Annotated in this window: 18 protein-coding genes; 10 read left to right on the top strand and 8 right to left on the bottom strand. The window is 60.7% G+C overall.

Annotation, left to right across the window (positions count from 1 at the left end):
• The first annotated feature begins 13 nt into the window (after positions 1-13).
• Together ABL914_RS07610 and ABL914_RS07605 are read left to right on the top strand one after the other, a co-directional pair.
• Positions 14-421, top strand: coding sequence for a DUF1330 domain-containing protein (locus ABL914_RS07610; RefSeq protein WP_391562572.1), 408 nt, complete (start codon positions 14-16; stop codon positions 419-421).
• Positions 421-1,260: a hypothetical protein gene (locus ABL914_RS07605; RefSeq protein WP_391562571.1), complete on the top strand. Its 840-nt coding sequence runs from the start codon at positions 421-423 to the stop codon at positions 1,258-1,260. The genes ABL914_RS07610 and ABL914_RS07605 overlap by 1 nt, the downstream gene beginning before the upstream one ends.
• 2 nt (positions 1,261-1,262) lie before the next feature.
• On the opposite strand, the gene ABL914_RS07600 is transcribed toward ABL914_RS07605, so the two are convergent.
• From ABL914_RS07600 to ABL914_RS07585, 4 genes are all read right to left on the bottom strand, one after another.
• Complete coding sequence (locus ABL914_RS07600) at positions 1,263-2,342, bottom strand: PA0069 family radical SAM protein (protein WP_391562570.1); 1,080 nt, start codon at positions 2,340-2,342, stop codon at positions 1,263-1,265.
• Positions 2,343-2,437: 95 nt separating this feature from the next.
• The gene (gene moaB, locus ABL914_RS07595; protein ID WP_391562595.1) at positions 2,438-2,965 is read right to left on the bottom strand and encodes a molybdenum cofactor biosynthesis protein B; all 528 of its coding nucleotides are present in this window, start codon (positions 2,963-2,965) and stop codon (positions 2,438-2,440) included.
• Positions 2,955-4,646, bottom strand: a complete 1,692-nt coding sequence (locus ABL914_RS07590; protein ID WP_391562594.1) for a lytic transglycosylase domain-containing protein — start codon at positions 4,644-4,646, stop codon at positions 2,955-2,957. Before ABL914_RS07590 ends, moaB begins: the two co-directional genes overlap by 11 nt.
• A gap of 129 nt (positions 4,647-4,775) precedes the next feature.
• On the bottom strand, positions 4,776-5,537 hold the full coding sequence (locus ABL914_RS07585; protein WP_391562569.1) for a hypothetical protein: 762 nt from the start codon (positions 5,535-5,537) through the stop codon (positions 4,776-4,778).
• A gap of 80 nt (positions 5,538-5,617) precedes the next feature.
• Between ABL914_RS07585 and ABL914_RS07580 the strand changes: the two genes are divergently transcribed.
• The 4 genes from ABL914_RS07580 (at position 5,618) to ABL914_RS07565 (ending at position 9,641) form a co-directional block, all read left to right on the top strand.
• Entirely contained in the window at positions 5,618-7,264 is a 1,647-nt protein-coding gene (locus ABL914_RS07580; protein ID WP_391562568.1) for an electron transfer flavoprotein-ubiquinone oxidoreductase, read from the top strand.
• A 182-nt stretch (positions 7,265-7,446) separates the two neighbouring features.
• Complete coding sequence (locus tag ABL914_RS07575) at positions 7,447-8,100, top strand: hypothetical protein (RefSeq protein WP_391562567.1); 654 nt, start codon at positions 7,447-7,449, stop codon at positions 8,098-8,100.
• Between the two features lie 15 nt (positions 8,101-8,115).
• A complete protein-coding gene (locus ABL914_RS07570) occupies positions 8,116-8,922 on the top strand; it encodes a 4-(cytidine 5'-diphospho)-2-C-methyl-D-erythritol kinase (protein WP_391562566.1) in 807 nt (268 codons plus the stop codon).
• On the top strand, positions 8,919-9,641 hold the full coding sequence (locus ABL914_RS07565; RefSeq protein WP_391562565.1) for an N-formylglutamate amidohydrolase: 723 nt from the start codon (positions 8,919-8,921) through the stop codon (positions 9,639-9,641). The genes ABL914_RS07570 and ABL914_RS07565 overlap by 4 nt, the downstream gene beginning before the upstream one ends.
• A gap of 40 nt (positions 9,642-9,681) precedes the next feature.
• On the opposite strand, the gene ABL914_RS07560 is transcribed toward ABL914_RS07565, so the two are convergent.
• Complete coding sequence (locus tag ABL914_RS07560) at positions 9,682-10,215, bottom strand: hypothetical protein (protein WP_391562564.1); 534 nt, start codon at positions 10,213-10,215, stop codon at positions 9,682-9,684.
• Positions 10,216-10,346: 131 nt separating this feature from the next.
• Positions 10,347-10,529 carry a hypothetical protein gene (locus tag ABL914_RS07555; RefSeq protein WP_391562596.1) on the bottom strand — a complete coding sequence of 61 codons (183 nt, stop codon included), beginning with the start codon at positions 10,527-10,529 and terminating at the stop codon, positions 10,347-10,349.
• Between ABL914_RS07555 and ABL914_RS07550 the strand changes: the two genes are divergently transcribed.
• The 3 genes from ABL914_RS07550 (at position 10,483) to ABL914_RS07540 (ending at position 14,250) form a co-directional block, all read left to right on the top strand.
• Positions 10,483-10,974: a DUF805 domain-containing protein gene (locus tag ABL914_RS07550; protein WP_391562593.1), complete on the top strand. Its 492-nt coding sequence runs from the start codon at positions 10,483-10,485 to the stop codon at positions 10,972-10,974. The genes ABL914_RS07555 and ABL914_RS07550 overlap by 47 nt on opposite strands.
• 103 nt (positions 10,975-11,077) lie before the next feature.
• Entirely contained in the window at positions 11,078-12,925 is a 1,848-nt protein-coding gene (gene ilvD / locus ABL914_RS07545) for a dihydroxy-acid dehydratase (RefSeq protein ID WP_391562563.1), read from the top strand.
• A gap of 65 nt (positions 12,926-12,990) precedes the next feature.
• Positions 12,991-14,250: a class I SAM-dependent RNA methyltransferase gene (locus ABL914_RS07540; RefSeq protein WP_391562562.1), complete on the top strand. Its 1,260-nt coding sequence runs from the start codon at positions 12,991-12,993 to the stop codon at positions 14,248-14,250.
• Positions 14,251-14,268: 18 nt separating this feature from the next.
• On the opposite strand, the gene ABL914_RS07535 is transcribed toward ABL914_RS07540, so the two are convergent.
• Positions 14,269-14,814: a pseudouridine synthase gene (locus ABL914_RS07535; RefSeq protein ID WP_391562561.1), complete on the bottom strand. Its 546-nt coding sequence runs from the start codon at positions 14,812-14,814 to the stop codon at positions 14,269-14,271.
• A gap of 107 nt (positions 14,815-14,921) precedes the next feature.
• On the opposite strand from ABL914_RS07535, the gene ABL914_RS07530 reads away from it, so the two are divergent.
• Entirely contained in the window at positions 14,922-15,248 is a 327-nt protein-coding gene (locus ABL914_RS07530; protein ID WP_391562560.1) for a GIY-YIG nuclease family protein, read from the top strand.
• Between the two features lie 155 nt (positions 15,249-15,403).
• Here the strand turns inward: ABL914_RS07530 and ABL914_RS07525 are convergent, their stop codons facing one another.
• Positions 15,404-16,522, bottom strand: a complete 1,119-nt coding sequence (locus ABL914_RS07525; RefSeq protein WP_391562559.1) for an ankyrin repeat domain-containing protein — start codon at positions 16,520-16,522, stop codon at positions 15,404-15,406.
• Positions 16,523-16,616 lie beyond the last annotated feature (94 nt).

Below are 16,616 nucleotides of genomic sequence, written 5' to 3'. Positions count from 1 at the left end.
TCAGGAGAAGCAAATGCCCCACATCGATCCCAGCCGTGAAAACTGGCAGCGCTTCAAGGACCTGCCGCGTGATCGGCCGATCCACATGCTCAACCTGATCAAGTTCCGTGATCTGGCGCAGTACCCCGAGGGCCATCCCAACCACGGCAAAGGCCTGACCGGGCGCGAGGCCTATGCGATCTACCTTGAAGGCTTTCAGCGCGTGGTCGCAGATGATGGCGCGGCGATGGTCTGGGAAGCACCTATCGAATGCGTGGTCACCGGCCCTGAAGGCGAATGGGACGAGGCGTTCGTGATGGGTTATCCGAACAGCGGGGTGTTCATGGCCATGGTCAAGAATGAGGAATACGTGCGCGATGTGGTGCCGCACCGCTCTGCCGCCGTTGCGGACAGCCGGTTGATCCGGTTCGGGGGCAAATGATGCGTAAGGTGTTTCTGCTGGCAGCACTGGCGGCGCTTACGGCACCCTCCGGCGGCGTGCTGACCCCTGGTGCCGACAAGTTGCTGGACGCGCTGGAACGGCATGATCGCCAGGCGGCGATCCACCGGGTTCTGGCGATTGAATCGATTTCGGGCCGGCCGCAGCCGGTGGCTACCCCGGCCGAATTCGTTGACCGGATCATCGATTGCAAGATCACCCAGCGCCAGAAAAGAACCGCCTACAACCCGCACATGCAGGTCGACTGGCAATGTCCCGATGGCAAGTACCGGGCGCTGCTGTTCGAGGACAAGAACGGGCCGTTCGTGGTGGTTGCCGAATTCTGGGACCCCAAGCGGATGGCGGCCGAATTTGACGAGAACGGCAATCGGCGTCCGCTCGGGGTAGTTCCGCCAATGCCGATCGGATCGCTCCAGCCAAGGTCCCTGCCGCAGCCACCATCTGCAGCCGACCGCAAGGTGGTGGATGGGTTTGGCCAGGCGCTGTTCGGCGGAACGCTTGGCGGATTGTCGGCGCAGGTTTCGCCTACTGTAAAGGTTACGCTGGGGCGGCGCGATATGGTGCACAATGTGACGCGGGTTGAGGAAGTGGGCGAGGGGGCTGAGGCCCTTGCCCGGATCCTGCCAATCGCGCGCGGCAAGGTTGCAGGCACTCTGGTGCTGACCTGCAAGACCGAAGAGCAATCTGGCAGCTGCGCTTTGAAGGACCAGCCCACTACCCAGGTGCTGGTTGCATCGATCACCTTGCGCGATGGCCTGATCCAGCGGGTCGATTTCCTTTATGTCAACCCGCAGACCCTGCGCGAAGACGCGGCGGACTGATCTTACAGCAGCCGCAACTGTCCATCCGCCTCGGGCCGCACGAACTGGCTGCAATCCAGCCGCGGCTGCTCGCGGTTGAGACCCAGACGTTTGCAGGCGATCCGGAAGCGGTGGCGGAAAATGTCGGCCCAGGGGCCTAGCGGTTTCATCCGGGTGAAGAAGCCGGGGTCGTTGTCTTTTCCTTCGCGGACTGACTGGACGATGCTCATCACTTTGCCGGCGCGGTCGGGATAGTGCGCGGCCAGCCATTCGCGGAACAACGGGGCCACTTCATGCGGCAGGCGCAGCATGATCCAGCTGGCGGTTTGCGCGCCGCGCGCGGCGGCTTCGCTCAGAATGCCCTCGATATATTCATCGGTGATCGACGGGATTACCGGGGCGACCGAGACATGCGCGGGCACGCCGGCGGCAGCCAGTTTTTCCAAGGCGTGCAGCCGCTTGGAAGGCGAAGATGCGCGCGGTTCGAGCAGGCCTGAAAGCTTGGGATCAAGGCTGGTAACCGAAACGCTGACAGCTGTCAGCCCGCGTGCCGCCAATTCTGCCAACAAATCCAGATCGCGCAGCACCCGCGCAGACTTGGTGGTGATGGTCACTGGGTGTCCGGCTTCCAGACACACTTCGAGTACGCTGCGGGTGATCCGAAAGCGCTCCTCAATCGGTTGATAGGGATCGGTATTGGTGCCCATTGCGATTGGCGCCACTTTGTATCCTGGCTTGGCCAGCGCCTTGCGCAGCAGCTCTGCCGCGTTTGGCTTGGCGAACAGCTTTGTTTCGAAATCTAGCCCTGGGGAAAGATCGTGCCAGGCGTGGCTGGGCCGGGCATAGCAATAGACGCAGCCATGCTCACATCCGCGATAGGCGTTGATCGAGCGATCAAACGGGATGTCGGGCGATTGGTTGAAACTGATGATCGAGCGGGCGTGTTCCAGGATCACTGTGGTCCGCAGTTTGGGGCCAGGGCCGTCGATGGCCTCGCGCGCGTCAAGCCAATCCCCATCCGCCTCGCGTGCGGCCAAACCAAAGCGCTGCGGCACATGTGCGCTGGGCGCGCCGCGGCCATGGATGGGGGGCGGGGAGGGCATGACTGCTTTGGAACATATATGGAACGAAAATGCAAGAAGCAAGATCCTCCCCATTTGCCGCCTTTGCTGAAAATGGAGAGTATATTTGGTGGGACCTAAACCTCCCTCAGCCTCGGCATCAGTTCCACGAAATTGCACGGCCTGTTCCGGCTATCCAGTTGCTCAGCCAGGATTTTGTCCCAGCCGTCCTTAACTGCGCCGTTGGAGCCCGGCAGCGCGAAAACATAGACCCCGCCCGATAGCACGGCGCAGGCCCGGCTTTGCACGGTGCTGGTGCCGATCGATTGATAGCTGATCCAGCGAAACAGTTCGCCAAAGCCGGGAATATCCTTGTCCTTGATCTGATCGAGCGCCTCTGGCGTCACATCGCGCCCGGTCAATCCGGTGCCACCTGTGGTGATGATCGCATCGGCTTCGTTACCGCCGATCCACTGGCGCAGCATCGCGACAATGGTTGGAACATGATCACGCACCACCACCCGCGCCGTCAGACTATGCCCCGCGCTTTCAACCCGCTCGGCCAAATGCGCACCAGATGTATCGCTTTCGAGATCACGGGTATCCGAAATGGTCAGCACGGCGATCCGGATCGGTTTGAACGGGCGGGTGGGATCAACGGCCACGGTCGATAGTTCCATCGGGCCGCATCCGCACTGCGATTGAACCGTTCAGCCCGGGGAACATCGGCCACATCCCTTGGGTCAAGGCCATCCGGCTTTCCGATGGGCCGCCGGCCTGACGTTCATACATCCAGTAGTTGCGCAGCACGATGTTCACATATCCGCGGGTCTCCCAATAGGGCACCGATTCAATCCACAACAGCGGATCACCCTGATCCTTGATTTCGCTATTCCACCGGGTGACCGGAGTTAGCCCGGCGTTATAGGCCGCCATAACCTTGGGCAGCAGCCCCTGCGTGCCGGGCGAATCGCGCAGCATGTGCAGGTGCTTCTGGCCGAATGCCAGGTTGACTTCGGGCTTGTTCAGATCGCTGGCATTGCCCGATACGCCCAGCGAGGCGGCATGATCCCTGGCCGCAGCAGGCATGATTTGCATCAATCCGCGCGCACCTGCCGGGCTGACCACACTGGTGCGGAACACCGATTCCTGCAGCGTATGGGCATAGACCAGCGCCGGATCGACCTTCCACCCGGTAACCGGGGTCCAGCGCGGGGTGGGGAACCGGGCGGCGGGTTCGGGCCTGGTTCCGGCGGGGACATTATAGGCCATCCACAGCTGCGTCGATGGTGTGCCCAGCGCCCGGGCCAGCCGTGAAATCGCCTGGAATTGTTGCGGCGCACCAATCCGTGCCTGGTGGCGCAGCACTTCGTCGGCCAGGCTGTTCTGGCCGATTTCGTCCAGCGCCACGGCGGCGCGAACGTTGCCGACATCGCGCAGCATCTGCCAATCTGCGTTCGAAAAATCGGGCGCTTCGTGAGTTTTGGGCAGGTCCATGCCAAGCTGCTCGGCCGCCAGCATGCCGTAAAGCGTCTCATCCATCCGGGCCGCCTTGCGCAGTGGCTCAGCCGCCTTTTCAGGCATTCGGCAACGGACCAGCGCGCGGCTTTGCCAGTAATGCGCGGCGGCGGTCAGCTCTGGATTGGCGGAAAGTTGGGCGGTGCGGGCAAAGGCATCGGCAGCGCCCATGCAATCGGCCATCCGCCATGCCGAAAGGCCTGCAATCCACAACCCTTCGGGCACCCAGGGCCCGGCACCATTCTGGGCGGTAAGTCCCAGGGCATAGGCCGAAGGATCATCGTTTTCGATGTAGAAGCTCCAGGCCACCTTGCTGCGCCATTCAGCCCGGGCGCCAGCCGAAAGCTGGGAATCGATCCCGTCGAGCAGAGCTTTGGCACCAGCCGGATCATCATCCTTGATCTTGCGCTGGATGGCAGCGCCAACCGCGCCGGGCATCGTTCCATCCGAAGCCTCACGCGGGCGTTCACGCCGGGCGCGGCTGGAAACCGAAACGAAGCTGTTGGCGCGGGGCAGAGCCGGTAGCACGGTTGCCCCGCGCTTTTGCGCCAAGGCCAGAATCCGGTCACTTTGCGGCAATTGGGTTCCCTGCGCCAGCCAAGCATTTAGCGCATCAAGCTCAATTTTGGGCGATCCTGGGGCCAGAAAATATTCGGCCTGGGCAGCCTGATGCAGTGGCCCGGCAGGGCGCTGTGCAAACAGCTGCTGGACCTTTGCCCACTGGCTGGCCGCAATTGCCCCGAACAGATCGCGATAGAACGTGCGCTCGTCCTGGCTTAGCAATGTGGGCACCGCGCCGCGATTGGCGCGGCCTGCGAAATATTGCATCGCTGCGGAATTGGCCTGCGCCACCAGCGGCAGGCAGGCGCCCGCAGCCGTTGCCAGCAGCAATGCGATTTTGGCCGGTGCGGCGGATTTCACGATTTCACTGTCCCCAAAATTCTGTCCTGCCGATGATCAGGCTGATTGCCAATCGAGCAGCGCCTGCCAAAACCGGGCCTTGCCCATTGGCCGGGCCAACAGGTTTTCCAGTTCCGGCGCGGTCATGGCCGGAACACTTGCGCCTAGACGCCATATTTGCGGAAGGGGCTGAGCGCTTTTCGCTGGATCGTGGCCAAGAAGCGATGAGACGTGGCTGCCAAAGCCGATCACGCGTTTTGGAGCGACCAAATTGACGTGATGAAGCGTCAGATCGGGCAGCCCGGCACCGGCCAAGGCCGTCCAATCGGGCAGCGGCATGTGGCGCGGCAAAGCGCTTGCGAAATAGACCGTAGCGGGATCGACGCCCAACGCGGCCAGAATTGCATTCAGCAACCGTCCCCGCGGACCGTTTAGCAAATGTTCGCTGTCTTGCGCTTCTGGATGATCGATCAGCACCAACAATTCGGCCTCGGCTGGTCCGCGCGGTGGCACCCGTCCGCCCAATTGGCCTTCATCAAGCGAAGGTTCTGCCAGCCACCAATTCTGAAAAGCGGCCAGATCCTTTGGCCACTGTGCACGATCACCGCCAATGGGCTGGCGCGGCGGCGCGGGCGGCGCTTCAAAAATTATCGCAGGCGGCGGGGCAGAAGCCGGTTCTGCCATGGCTTCGGGCTCTGGCCGGGCCAGCCAATTTTGCGCTTCATCGGAAAAATCGTGATCAAGCCCGGCCTCACGCCACCAATCCAGCGCAGAGATCAGCGCTTCTGCTGATGAATATTTTGCCGCGGCGAATGTCACCATCTGGTCTTGACCTGCGGGAGCGCAGCAATCAAGGGTTGGAGCGATATTTTGCCATCAACAGGGTGTGGACGAAGGTCATGAGCGAACGCGAATCGATGCCGTATGACGTGGTGATCGTTGGAGGCGGGCCGGCCGGCCTTGCTGCATCGATCCGGCTCAAACAGATCAATCCTGAAATTAGTGTCTGCATCCTTGAAAAGGGTAGCGAAGTGGGCGCGCATATCCTGTCGGGTGCGGTGATCGATCCCAAGGCGCTGGATGAATTGCTGCCAACCTGGCGGACTGATGGCTGCCCGATGGCCGAAACGCCCGTGACCGATAATTGGCACTGGGCCTTGAGCAAAACCGGGAAGACCGCGATCCCGCACTGGCCGATGCCGCCGCTGCTTAGCAACAAGGGCAATTATACCGGCAGCCTTGGCAATCTGTGCCGCTGGCTGGCGGGCAAGGCCGAAGAGCTGGGCGTTGAAATCTTTCCGGGATTTCCGGCCAGCGAAGTGCTGTATAACGAAGACGGCTCGGTCAAAGGCGTTGCCACGCAAGATATGGGCGTGGCGAAGGATGGCAGCCACAAGGGCGATTATCAGGCCGGCATGGAACTCCACGCCAAATACACTTTCTTTGCCGAAGGCGCGCGCGGCCATCTGACCAAGCAATTGAAGGCCAAATACGCGCTCGACGCCGATAGCCAGCCGCAGATTTACGGCCTCGGGATCAAGGAACTGTGGGACATTGATCCAGCCAAGCATGTGCCGGGCCGGGTGATCCATACCCAGGGCTGGCCGCTTAGCGAAAGCGGCACCAACGGCGGCGGGTTTCTGTATCATCAGGCAAACAATCAGGTCGCTTTGGGCTTCGTCACCTGGCTCAATTACAAGAACCCATACGTGTTCCCGTTTGAGGAATTGCAGCGCTGGAAACAGCACCCCGAAATCCGCGCAATCCTCGAAGGCGGCCGCCGCGTCTCCTATGGCGCGCGGGCGATCAACGATGGCGGCTGGCAAGCCGTGCCCAAGCTCGATTTCCCGGGCGGGGTGCTGATCGGCTGTTCGGCCGGATTCGTGAATGTGCCGCGGATCAAGGGCAGCCACACCGCGATGAAAAGCGGTATGCTTGCCGCCGAGGCCGCTGCTGCCGCAATCGCTGCGGGCCGGACCAGCGATGCGATGGGCGAATACGACGCCGCAGTGCGTGACAGCTGGATCGCCAAGGAACTCAAGCTGGTCCAGAACGTGCTGCCTGCAATGGAAAAGTATGGCGACGATATCGGGACCGTACTGGGCGGGATCGATATGTGGATGCGCACGCTTAAGATCGGCCTGCCGATCACCATGAAGCTGCACCCCGATAATGAAGCGATCGAACGCGCTGATCTGTACAAGCCGATCGCCTATCCCAAGCCCGATGGGGTGATCAGCTTTGATCGGCTTTCCAGCGTGGCGCAAAGCTTTACCAACCACGAGGAAGATCAGCCCTGCCACTTGCAGCTGAAAGACCCGGCGGTGCCGGTGGAAATCAACCTCAAGCTCTATGGCGGGCCGGAGGCGCGCTATTGCCCGGCCGGGGTTTATGAATTCCTTGGCGTGGAAGATGGCAATCCGCGCCTGCAGATCAACGCCCAGAATTGCGTCCACTGCAAGACCTGCGACATCAAGGACATGACCCAGAACATCAACTGGGTCACGCCCGAAGGCGGCGGCGGGCCAAACTATCCGAATATGTAGAGCGCTGGCGTGCTATCGGCACGGAAAGGGTGATCATGCAGGCGAGCGATTGGACCAATGCAAGATCTGCTCGGCCTGAGGATCTTGGACTGACCCGCAGGGGATCGCTGGCAACCGGGTTGGCGGCCTTTACTATGTTCGCGTTGCTAGCCGAGGTATCAGGCGCCAAACCGACGCGAAAGATGGCAGCGCGCACCTGGATCGAACGTCAGGGTGAATTGGCCGTTGCGCTCAAAACCGGTCAGCTTGCGCCGCTTGCCTGGATGGCAGAGGTTGAACGTCTGGCCGCTGAGGTTGATCCTGCAGAACTGATGGCCGAAATCAACCGGGCAAAGATCACCTTGGGCGCTCTTTTGCCGACCAACGATCCGCGCAAGCGATCAATCCGGTTTGTAGATCAGCACGGCGCGCCTCGCAAAATGGGCTTCGCGGCGGCGCTGTTCGATTTCTCGCCCAGCAATGTGATCACGCCGCATGGCCACCGAAATATGGTTTCGTCGCATCTGGTGGTTGAAGGTGCCTTCCGGGTCCGCAATTATGACCGGATCAAGGATCTAGCTGGTGCCATGGTGGTTCGGCCCACACGGGACTATCTGGCCAGCACCGGAATGCTCTCGGCCATGTCCGGCGATCGCGACAATATCCATTGGTTCGTGCCGCAAGGCGGGCCAGCGCGGACGTTTGATGTGATCATCAGCGGGATCGATCCTGCGCAGCCAGACTATGAAATCGCGGCGATTGATCCGGTGGGCGGTGAGGTTTTGACAGATGGAACCATCCGCGCGCCGATCATGGAATTTGAGGACGCATCGAAGAAATATGTCGCGACCCTGTAACGTCCGGTTCCGGCTGTGATCGAGACCGCCTACGCCAAGATCAACCTTGCGCTGCATGTCAGGCGGCGGCGCAATGATGGGTATCATGCGCTGGAGACGCTGTTTGCCTTCGTCGATGCGGGCGACCGGCTGAGTGTTACCCCCGCGACGCGCGATGAACTTCGAACGCTTGGTGAGTTTGGCGGCGGGCTGACTGACCCGTTTGACAATATTGTGATGCAGGCGCTGTCCGCGCTGCCGCGTCCACAGGGCTGGGCGGTGACGCTGGACAAGAACCTGCCGGTTGCCGCCGGGCTTGGCGGTGGTTCGGCCGATGCCGGTGCACTGTTCCGGCTGTTTGACCGCGAATATGGCCTGCCGGATGACTGGCATCAGCGCGCGGCAAAACTGGGCGCGGATGTGCCTGCTTGCGTCCGCTCGGTTACTGCGGTGGGGCGCGGGACCGGGACCGAGCTGCTTGAGGTTGAGGGCGACCTTGCCGGAATGCCGGTGCTGCTGGTCAATCCGCGCGTGCCGCTCAGCACCGGGGCAGTATTCAAGGACTGGGATGGGGTAGATCGCGGACCGATCCCCGGCGGGCCGGTAAGCACAATCGCACTGGAAGGTCGCAATGATCTGGAAGGGCCGGCAATCGCGCTGTGCCCTGCGGTAGCGCGGGTGCTTGCGGCACTGCGCGAAACCGATCCGTGGCTGGCCCGGATGTCAGGTTCGGGCGCGACCTGCTTTGCGCTCTATCGCAGCCCATCTGAACGCGATTCTGCTTTGGCGGCAATCAAGGCCGTCTGGCCGGATTGGTGGCAATTGGCGGGCGCACTGCGATGAGCGAAGCCTACCGGATCATCGGCGCTGCGCGCTTTGGCGGGATATTGGTGGTGTCGGATCACGCCAGCAACTTTGTGCCGGAAGACATTTGCCTGGGCATCGATCCAGCCCTGCTCGATCAGCATATCGCAGTCGATATCGGGGTGGCCGAAATTGGCGCTCTAATGGGCCAGCGGCCCGGCACCGCCGCATTTCAAGCCAATGCCAGCCGGCTGGTCTGTGATGTCAACCGCGAGCCGCATGCCCCTGCGGTGATCCCGATCGCCAGCGATGGCCATGCAATCCCGGGCAACGCGATCGATCACGCCGGGCATCTGGCGCGGCTGGAGCGGTTCTTTCATCCTTATCACACCGCGCTGGCTGATCTGCTGGATAGCGCGCCGCCGGCGCTGATCCTTTCATTGCACAGCTTCACGCCCAAATTGAATTCAAGCGATGAACCGCGCCCATGGCAAGTTGGTGTGCTTTACAATCATGACGACCGCGCAGCGCGGATCGCTATTCCCTTATTGGAGAGCCAAGGTCTGGTGGTGGGCGATCAGCAGCCCTATTCCGGCCAATTGCTAAACTACACCATGAACCGTCATGCCGAAGCCGATGGCCGACCCTATCTGGGGATCGAGGTGCGTCAGGATGAGATCAGCGACGCTGCGGGTCAGGCAAAGTGGGCGCAGCTGCTGCACCGGATCGCCAATCAGGTTGCGCTCGCATTAAGTTGAATGGTGGAGAACCGTTCAAGATCCTCCACCATACGCCTAATTAATAGACGAATTCGACTTCGAAATCCTGAACCGGTTTGCCGCCGTTCTTGGCATTAAGACCAATTCCGCCGCTGCGCGAATCTGGAGTGCCGCAGGTATAGGCCGGACCAGCCGTTGTGATCGGCTGTCCGCCAACAGTGAAGCGGCAATTGACCTTGAAGAAGTTCGAAAACAATTCCCAGTCACCGGTGCCGCCCGGATTGTCGCGGTTGAGCCAAGGTGTGACGTGTGAGTGACCGCGCTTGTCATCAAAGGTAAAGCGCACCTGGGTGTCCTGACAGCGCCGCGCCGCAGTGTTCTGGCAAACCGATCCGCTGACACTGCAGGTATAGCCTGCCATGCCGACGGTTGATTGGCCGGTTGCGATGATCTGGCATTCAAAACCTGTCACCATCCCGGCAGCATTTTCCCAATCACCAGAACCGCCTGGGTTATCGCGGTTGAGCCAGCCAGTCGATCCCGCGGATGCGAGCGTCGATCCGGTCAATGCAACTATCACCAGCGCAGCCTTCAAAGAGGTGAACTTCAACATTTATCGATTCCTTTTCCCGGCTAAGCCCCTGCTTAGCTGCTCTAAGTCGGGCTGAACGGCGATCAGGTTCATTCCAGGAGAAAGTTATTTTGCGAAGCTTCATTGCCCAGTCCCGCCAATGCAGTTGCACTTCAATCGGGCTGAGCTAGGCTGGCCGTTTCAAGGGGAGCGGGCATGATCAAATTGATAGCTGAGCATTTTCGGGGCTTGGCGCGGTTCTCCGGACGTGAAGCGAAGACGCCATTCTGGATCTGGGCAGGGATCGCGGTGGGTAGCAGCATCGCTGCGATGATGGCGGTGATGATCCCGGCCATCGTTTCCACCTTCACCAAATTGGAAAAGTTCGCTGCCGGACACCCTGACCAAGTTACCCGAACTGTCAGTCCTAATGGCTATTCGGTTACTGTGCACGGCAACCATCCCGAATTGATGCCCGATTTCGGCGGCATGCTTATCGGGGTCGGGGTGATTTCGGTCATAGTTATCGTGCTTCTGGCAGCTGCGGTGGCGCGCAGGCTGCATGACTGCAATCGCACCGGCGCCTGGGGCCTGCCGCCCGCAGTCCTGCTGTTGTCAGGACTGGCGGTGATGAGCCAGCTTTTTGGTCAATTTGACGATCCAAGTGGCCCACTGATGGAGCTGTTTTTCGGCATGTTCTTTACGAATATGGCCTATCTCGGCTCGCTCGCGGTGCTGGTGATTATGCTGGCCCAGCCGGGCACGTCGGGGCCGAACCGCTTCGGCCCGCCGCCAGCCTGACGCAAAATTACGCGGCGCGCAGTAGATGCGAAATTTTTGGCTAGGGTCGGGCGGGATGCTGTAATAGGGCGCAGCATCATCAGTTCACCCGGAGTTACCCACAATGCCCGCCTATCGTTCACGCACCTCCACCCATGGCCGCAACATGGCCGGCGCGCGGGGGCTGTGGCGGGCTACGGGCATGAAGGATGGCGATTTTGGCAAGCCGATTATCGCGGTGGTCAACAGCTTTACCCAGTTTGTGCCGGGGCACGTGCACCTGAAAGATCTGGGCCAGCTGGTCGCGCGTGAGATTGAGGCGGCAGGCGGCGTGGCCAAGGAATTCAACACTATCGCGGTCGATGATGGGATCGCAATGGGCCATGATGGCATGCTCTATTCGCTGCCCAGCCGCGATCTGATTGCAGACAGCGTTGAATACATGGTCAACGCGCACTGCGCCGATGCGATGGTCTGCATTTCCAACTGCGACAAGATCACACCGGGCATGCTGATGGCGGCCATGCGGATCAATATTCCGGTGGTGTTCGTATCGGGCGGGCCGATGGAGGCCGGCAAGGTGGTGTTGGGGGGCAAGGAAGTAGCGCTCGATCTGGTCGATGCGATGGTTGCTGCGGCGGACGAGAAATACTCTGACGAAGAAGTGGCTGAGATTGAGCGCGCGGCCTGCCCAACCTGTGGTTCGTGCAGCGGGATGTTCACCGCCAATTCGATGAACTGCCTGACCGAGGCGCTGGGCCTTTCGCTGCCGGGCAATGGATCGCAACTGGCCACCCATGCAGATCGCAAGGCGCTGTTCCTGCGCGCCGGTTCGCTGGTGGTGGAACTTTGCAAGCGCTATTACGAACAGGACGATGCCAGCGTTCTGCCACGCAATATCGCCAGCATGGGCGCATTTGAAAACGCCATGACATTGGATATCGCGATGGGTGGATCGACCAATACCGTGCTGCATTTGCTGGCCGCCGCTGAGGAGGCCGGTGTTGATTTCACGATGCAGGATATCGACCGGCTGAGCCGCAAGGTGCCGTGCTTGTCCAAAGTTGCTCCGGCCAAAAGCGATGTCCACATGGAAGACGTTCACCGGGCCGGCGGGATCATGGCGATCCTGGGCCAGTTGGACCGCGCCGGGCTGCTCCATACCGATCTGCCCACGGTCCACGCACCCACACTGGGCCATGCGATCAATCACTGGGATATCAGCCGCACCAATGATCCGGCCGTGCAGCACTTCTTCAAGGCCGCGCCGGGCGGGGTCCCTACGCAGACCGCCTTCAGCCAGGATCGGCGCTGGGACGAGCTTGATCTTGATCGCGAAAACGGGGTGATCCGCAGCAAGGAACACGCCTTTAGTCAGGATGGCGGCCTTGCAGTGCTGTTCGGCAACATCGCCCTTGAAGGCTGCATCGTTAAGACCGCAGGGGTGGATGAACGCATCCTCAAATTTGCCGGGCCAGCCAAAGTTTATGAAAGCCAGGACGATGCCGTTACCGCAGTGCTGACTGGGCAAGTGGTGGCCGGCGATGTGGTGGTAATCCGTTATGAAGGACCGCGCGGCGGGCCCGGAATGCAAGAAATGCTCTATCCCACCAGCTACCTTAAATCGAAAGGCCTGGGCGCGGCTTGTGCCTTGCTTACCGATGGGCGCTTTTCAGGCGGCACATCGGGCCTGTCGATCGGCCATGCATCACCCGAAGCCGCAGAGGGCGGGGCGATCGGACTGGTCGAACCGGGCGACCGGATAGAAATTGATATTCCGGCACGTACGATCCACCTCGCGGTATCCGATGAAGTGCTAGTGGCACGCCGCGCCGCGCAGGAAGCAAAAGGCTGGCAGCCCAAACGCCCGCGCACGCGCGCGGTCAGCCAGGCACTGCAAGCCTATGCGGCGATGACCACCAGCGCCGCGCGCGGCGCGGTGCGCGATATTTCGCAGCTGAAGCGGAGGTGATGGCCCGCCCGTCCGTTCCGCCGCGCCCTTGCTGAAGTGATCCGCAGCGCCTACGCGGCCTGGCTATGAGCGCACCTGCCGAACCCATCATCCGCATCGCCGCGAAGGGCGATGGTATCACCGCATCGGGCCGATTTGCCTGGGGCGCCGCGCCGGGAGACTTGCTGGCCGAGGATGGCAGCCTTGAATGGGGGCCGCATCACATAACCCCGCCTTGCCGCCATTTCGGCCAGTGCGGCGGGTGCCAATTGCAGCAACTGGACGAGCAATCATTGGCTGATTTCGTGGCCGCACGGGTCAGCAATATGTCCGCCTCGCAAGAGCTTGGTGCCCAAACGATCACCGCGCCGCACCTTTCACCCCCGCACAGCCGCCGCCGCACCTCGCTCAAGGCCGTGTCGAGCGGCGGGCGGGTGGTGCTGGGCTATAGCGAGGCCAAATCAAACCGGGTGGTTGAATTGGCTGAGTGCCCGGTGCTGCGGCCCGAGCTGGCAGCTTTGATCGGCCCATTACGGGCGTTGCTGATCAAGCTGGGGCAGGGACAGGAAGCACCCAAGGGCCGGGGAAAGTCCAAGCCAGCAAAGCACGCCACACCGCGGATGGCCGCTGATGTTGAGCTGACCCTGACTGATCAAGGCGTGGATCTGGGGATCAAGGGGCTGAGTGCTGAGGGATTGGTGCTGACCGAGGCTCTGCTTGATTTTGCCCGCGCACACAGCATCGCGCGGATCACGATCGATGGCGGCTATGGCCCTGATACGGTGTGGGAGCCTGAGCCGGTGAACGTAACACTTTCGGGTGTGACCGTGCCGTTTCCGCCAGGCAGCTTCCTGCAAGCCACCGGCGACGGTGAGGACACGCTGGTGGGCGCAGCGCGCGAATGGCTGGCAGGGGCGGCCAGTGTGGCCGATCTGTTCGCAGGCCTTGGCACCTTTGCCTTCGCGCTGGCGGGCCCGCAAACCAAAGTGCTGGCGGTAGAGGCCGCGCGCGATGCCTCTGCGGCCTGTGCTTTGGCGGCGGGGCGCGCGCAGCAGGCGGTCCACGCGCTTCACCGCGATTTGTTCCGCAATCCACTGCTCGCGGATGAATTGAACCGCTTTGATGCCGTGGTGCTCGATCCGCCTCGCGCCGGTGCGCGAGACCAGGTGGAGCGGATCGCGCAAAGCTCGGTCGAACGCGTCGTCTATATCAGCTGCAATCCATCCAGCTGGGCCAAGGATGCGCAGACCTTGATCGAAGGCGGCTATCGCCTCGCCGAACTGCGCCCGGTCGGTCAGTTCCGCTGGTCAACCCACGTGGAGTTGGCAAGCTTGTTCGTGCGCTAACCCGAAAATGGAGAGGGTCTAGTCGATCGCAACCTCGCGCCATTCCCCAGGCCTGATCCCCTCCAGCGTCCAATCGCCCACCTGCCAGCGCACCAGCCGCAACGTGGGATGTCCCACAGCGGCGGTCATCCGGCGAACCTGGCGGTTCTTGCCCTCGCGGATGGTCAGGCGGATCCAGCTATCGGGCACGGTCTTGCGAAATCGCACCGGCGGATCGCGCGGCCATAGTTCGGGGGCGGGGATCAGCTCGGCCTCAGCTGGGCGGGTGCGGCTGTCTTTCAGCTCCACCCCGCGCCGCAAAGCCTCCAGCGCGGCGGCATCGGGTTCGCCTTCTACCTGGACCAGATAGCTTTTGGGCAACTTGAACTTCGGATCGGCAATCCGCGCCTGCAACTTGCCGTCATCGGTAAGCAGCAACAGCCCCTCGCTATCGGTATCAAGCCGCCCGGCGGGATAGACCCCTGGCACATTTACATAAGGCGCCAGCGTTGGCTTGGATGAGCCGTCATTGCTGAACTGGCACAAGACGCCATAGGGTTTGTTGAACAGGATCAGGCGGGGCATGGATTGGGACTATGGCCACACCGCCCCAAACGCAACCTCCCACGTCGCCCCGTGCTTGACACGGGGTTTGGCTTCCCTCGCGGCCCATCGTTTGGCACAAGGCTCAGATGGAAAAGGGCGGCTGGGTTTACATCATGGCAAACCGCTATCGCGGCGGGATGTACGTCGGGGTAACCTCAGACCTGATCCGGCGCGTGTGGCAGCACCGCGAAGGCGAGGGTTCGATCCATGTTGCAGACTTCGCCAAGATCCGGCTGGTATATGCGGAGCGCCACGAGGAAATCGAGCCGGCCATAGCCCGCGAAAAGCTGGTCAAGAAATGGCGCCGCGAATGGAAATTCGCGCTGATCGAGGCGGAAAATCCCGATTGGCTGGATCTGTGGGAACAGTGGTATCCGGATGGTGCGGGGCAGAACCCTGACGCCGATAGGTAGCCAAGCCCCGTGTCAAGCACGGGGCGACGGTGGTGGGGGGAGGGGTTGCGCTCGATTGTCAGCTTTGATGTCGCATCAAGCAAACCGCAATTGTAGGAATGTCGGGGAGTCCGGACAGGCGGGTAGTGGGCTAAGAATCACAAAAGCTGCCCTAGCTACCTGCTATAGATTGGTGTGGATAGTTTCATCGGCTTTGGATTGAGTGCGACCCAATTCACGGCCAATTCGCACATCCGTTCTGTGTCGCCCCTACGTCCTTTGACTTCACCGACGATTGTGCGCGCTTCAGCAAATTCTCTGTCAGGCAGTTTTACGCCGGAACCAACATGCGTTAGAAATGCGTCAGCCATTTTCTCGTAATCCGAATCCCAATTGACCCCGCCATTTCCTTCGAGTTCGTCGCGAATCTTACCCGGAATGCGGATCACTTCGCCTTGAACGGTACCAGCAGCGCCGCTTGAAGGCACAAGCAGCTCCCAAAGCTCCTGATGTTGATCTTGCCAACGCTTCGTGTTGGCAACAATCGCGGATTTGCCATCGTATATCGCACGCCGAGGGACAGGGGCAACGCCAAATAAGAAATATAGCTTTTCAAGAGCCGCACTGGTTGCATCCAGCATTTCAGGGTTAAAATTGCTACGGTGGAACTCGAAATCTGTCCCAATGCGCTGGATAAACGTTTTGATATCTGCGCTTGAACCTGATGGCTTCGCCCCGCCCGAGCCGAAGACCCGAGTAAAGAGACCTTTTGGTTTTAAAGGTTTGTTAGCACCCGCATTGACGAGCAATTCTGCCATTGCCGCCATATTCTCAATCTGTGCATTCGAACAGCGCTGCAAAGCGTACGCAAGCGGTGTCAAATTATCACCGTTGAGGGCGTCGACCCGAGCTCCATGCTGCAAAAGCAATTGCGCCGTGTCGCAGTTTCCTACCGCAGCGGCAAAGTGAAGAGGCGTTCCGCGACCGCCTTCCCCTTGGTGCACATCCGCCCCCAATTCGAGCAGGACATCAATTCGGCCCTGCCAGTTTCTTGCTCGAGCATGTAGTGGAGTTTCTCCGTAGCTATCACCCGCTGATAGATCGGCACCTTGCTCGACCAACCACCGGGCCAGTTCGTCGGGGCATTCATTGAATGCCAATGCAGTCTGCTTGAAAACGCCGCCACGGGCATTGACGTCACAGGTGTCGAATATTGATTTCAGTACATCAAAATCACACGTTTTCAATTGATTCTCAAAGTCCTTGGGCAGCAGTTTCTTTTTCGCCTTGGCCACTATGTTGCTCCAGTGATCGTATCGCGGTTGAGTCGCGTCATCGCCGTTTCATAGTGATGTTGATCTGTGTCGCAAATGACCGCTTTTGAATTTC

Origin of the sequence: Novosphingobium sp. (assembly GCF_040079535.1) — a bacterium.
Classification (GTDB): Bacteria; Pseudomonadota; Alphaproteobacteria; order Sphingomonadales; family Sphingomonadaceae; genus Novosphingobium.
The sequence above is the reverse complement of the archived record's forward strand: the minus strand, read 5'-3'. Positions and strand labels throughout refer to the sequence as shown.

What these genes read in the sequence shown, in the direction of transcription:
- ABL914_RS07610 (WP_391562572.1), top strand. Translation starts at nt 14, where the DNA reads ATGCCCCACATCGATCCCAGCCGTGAAAACTGGCAGCGCTTCAAGGAC.
- ABL914_RS07605 (WP_391562571.1), top strand. Translation starts at nt 421, where the DNA reads ATGCGTAAGGTGTTTCTGCTGGCAGCACTGGCGGCGCTTACGGCACCC.
- ABL914_RS07600 (WP_391562570.1), bottom strand. Translation starts at nt 2,342, where the DNA reads ATGCCCTCCCCGCCCCCCATCCATGGCCGCGGCGCGCCCAGCGCACAT.
- ABL914_RS07590 (WP_391562594.1), bottom strand. Translation starts at nt 4,646, where the DNA reads ATGCAATATTTCGCAGGCCGCGCCAATCGCGGCGCGGTGCCCACATTG.
- ABL914_RS07580 (WP_391562568.1), top strand. Translation starts at nt 5,618, where the DNA reads ATGAGCGAACGCGAATCGATGCCGTATGACGTGGTGATCGTTGGAGGC.
- ABL914_RS07575 (WP_391562567.1), top strand. Translation starts at nt 7,447, where the DNA reads ATGGCAGCGCGCACCTGGATCGAACGTCAGGGTGAATTGGCCGTTGCG.
- ABL914_RS07565 (WP_391562565.1), top strand. Translation starts at nt 8,919, where the DNA reads ATGAGCGAAGCCTACCGGATCATCGGCGCTGCGCGCTTTGGCGGGATA.
- ABL914_RS07560 (WP_391562564.1), bottom strand. Translation starts at nt 10,215, where the DNA reads ATGTTGAAGTTCACCTCTTTGAAGGCTGCGCTGGTGATAGTTGCATTG.
- ABL914_RS07555 (WP_391562596.1), bottom strand. Translation starts at nt 10,529, where the DNA reads ATGGCCGGGATCATCACCGCCATCATCGCAGCGATGCTGCTACCCACC.
- ilvD (WP_391562563.1), top strand. Translation starts at nt 11,078, where the DNA reads ATGCCCGCCTATCGTTCACGCACCTCCACCCATGGCCGCAACATGGCC.
- ABL914_RS07540 (WP_391562562.1), top strand. Translation starts at nt 12,991, where the DNA reads ATGAGCGCACCTGCCGAACCCATCATCCGCATCGCCGCGAAGGGCGAT.
- ABL914_RS07535 (WP_391562561.1), bottom strand. Translation starts at nt 14,814, where the DNA reads ATGCCCCGCCTGATCCTGTTCAACAAACCCTATGGCGTCTTGTGCCAG.
- ABL914_RS07530 (WP_391562560.1), top strand. Translation starts at nt 14,922, where the DNA reads ATGGAAAAGGGCGGCTGGGTTTACATCATGGCAAACCGCTATCGCGGC.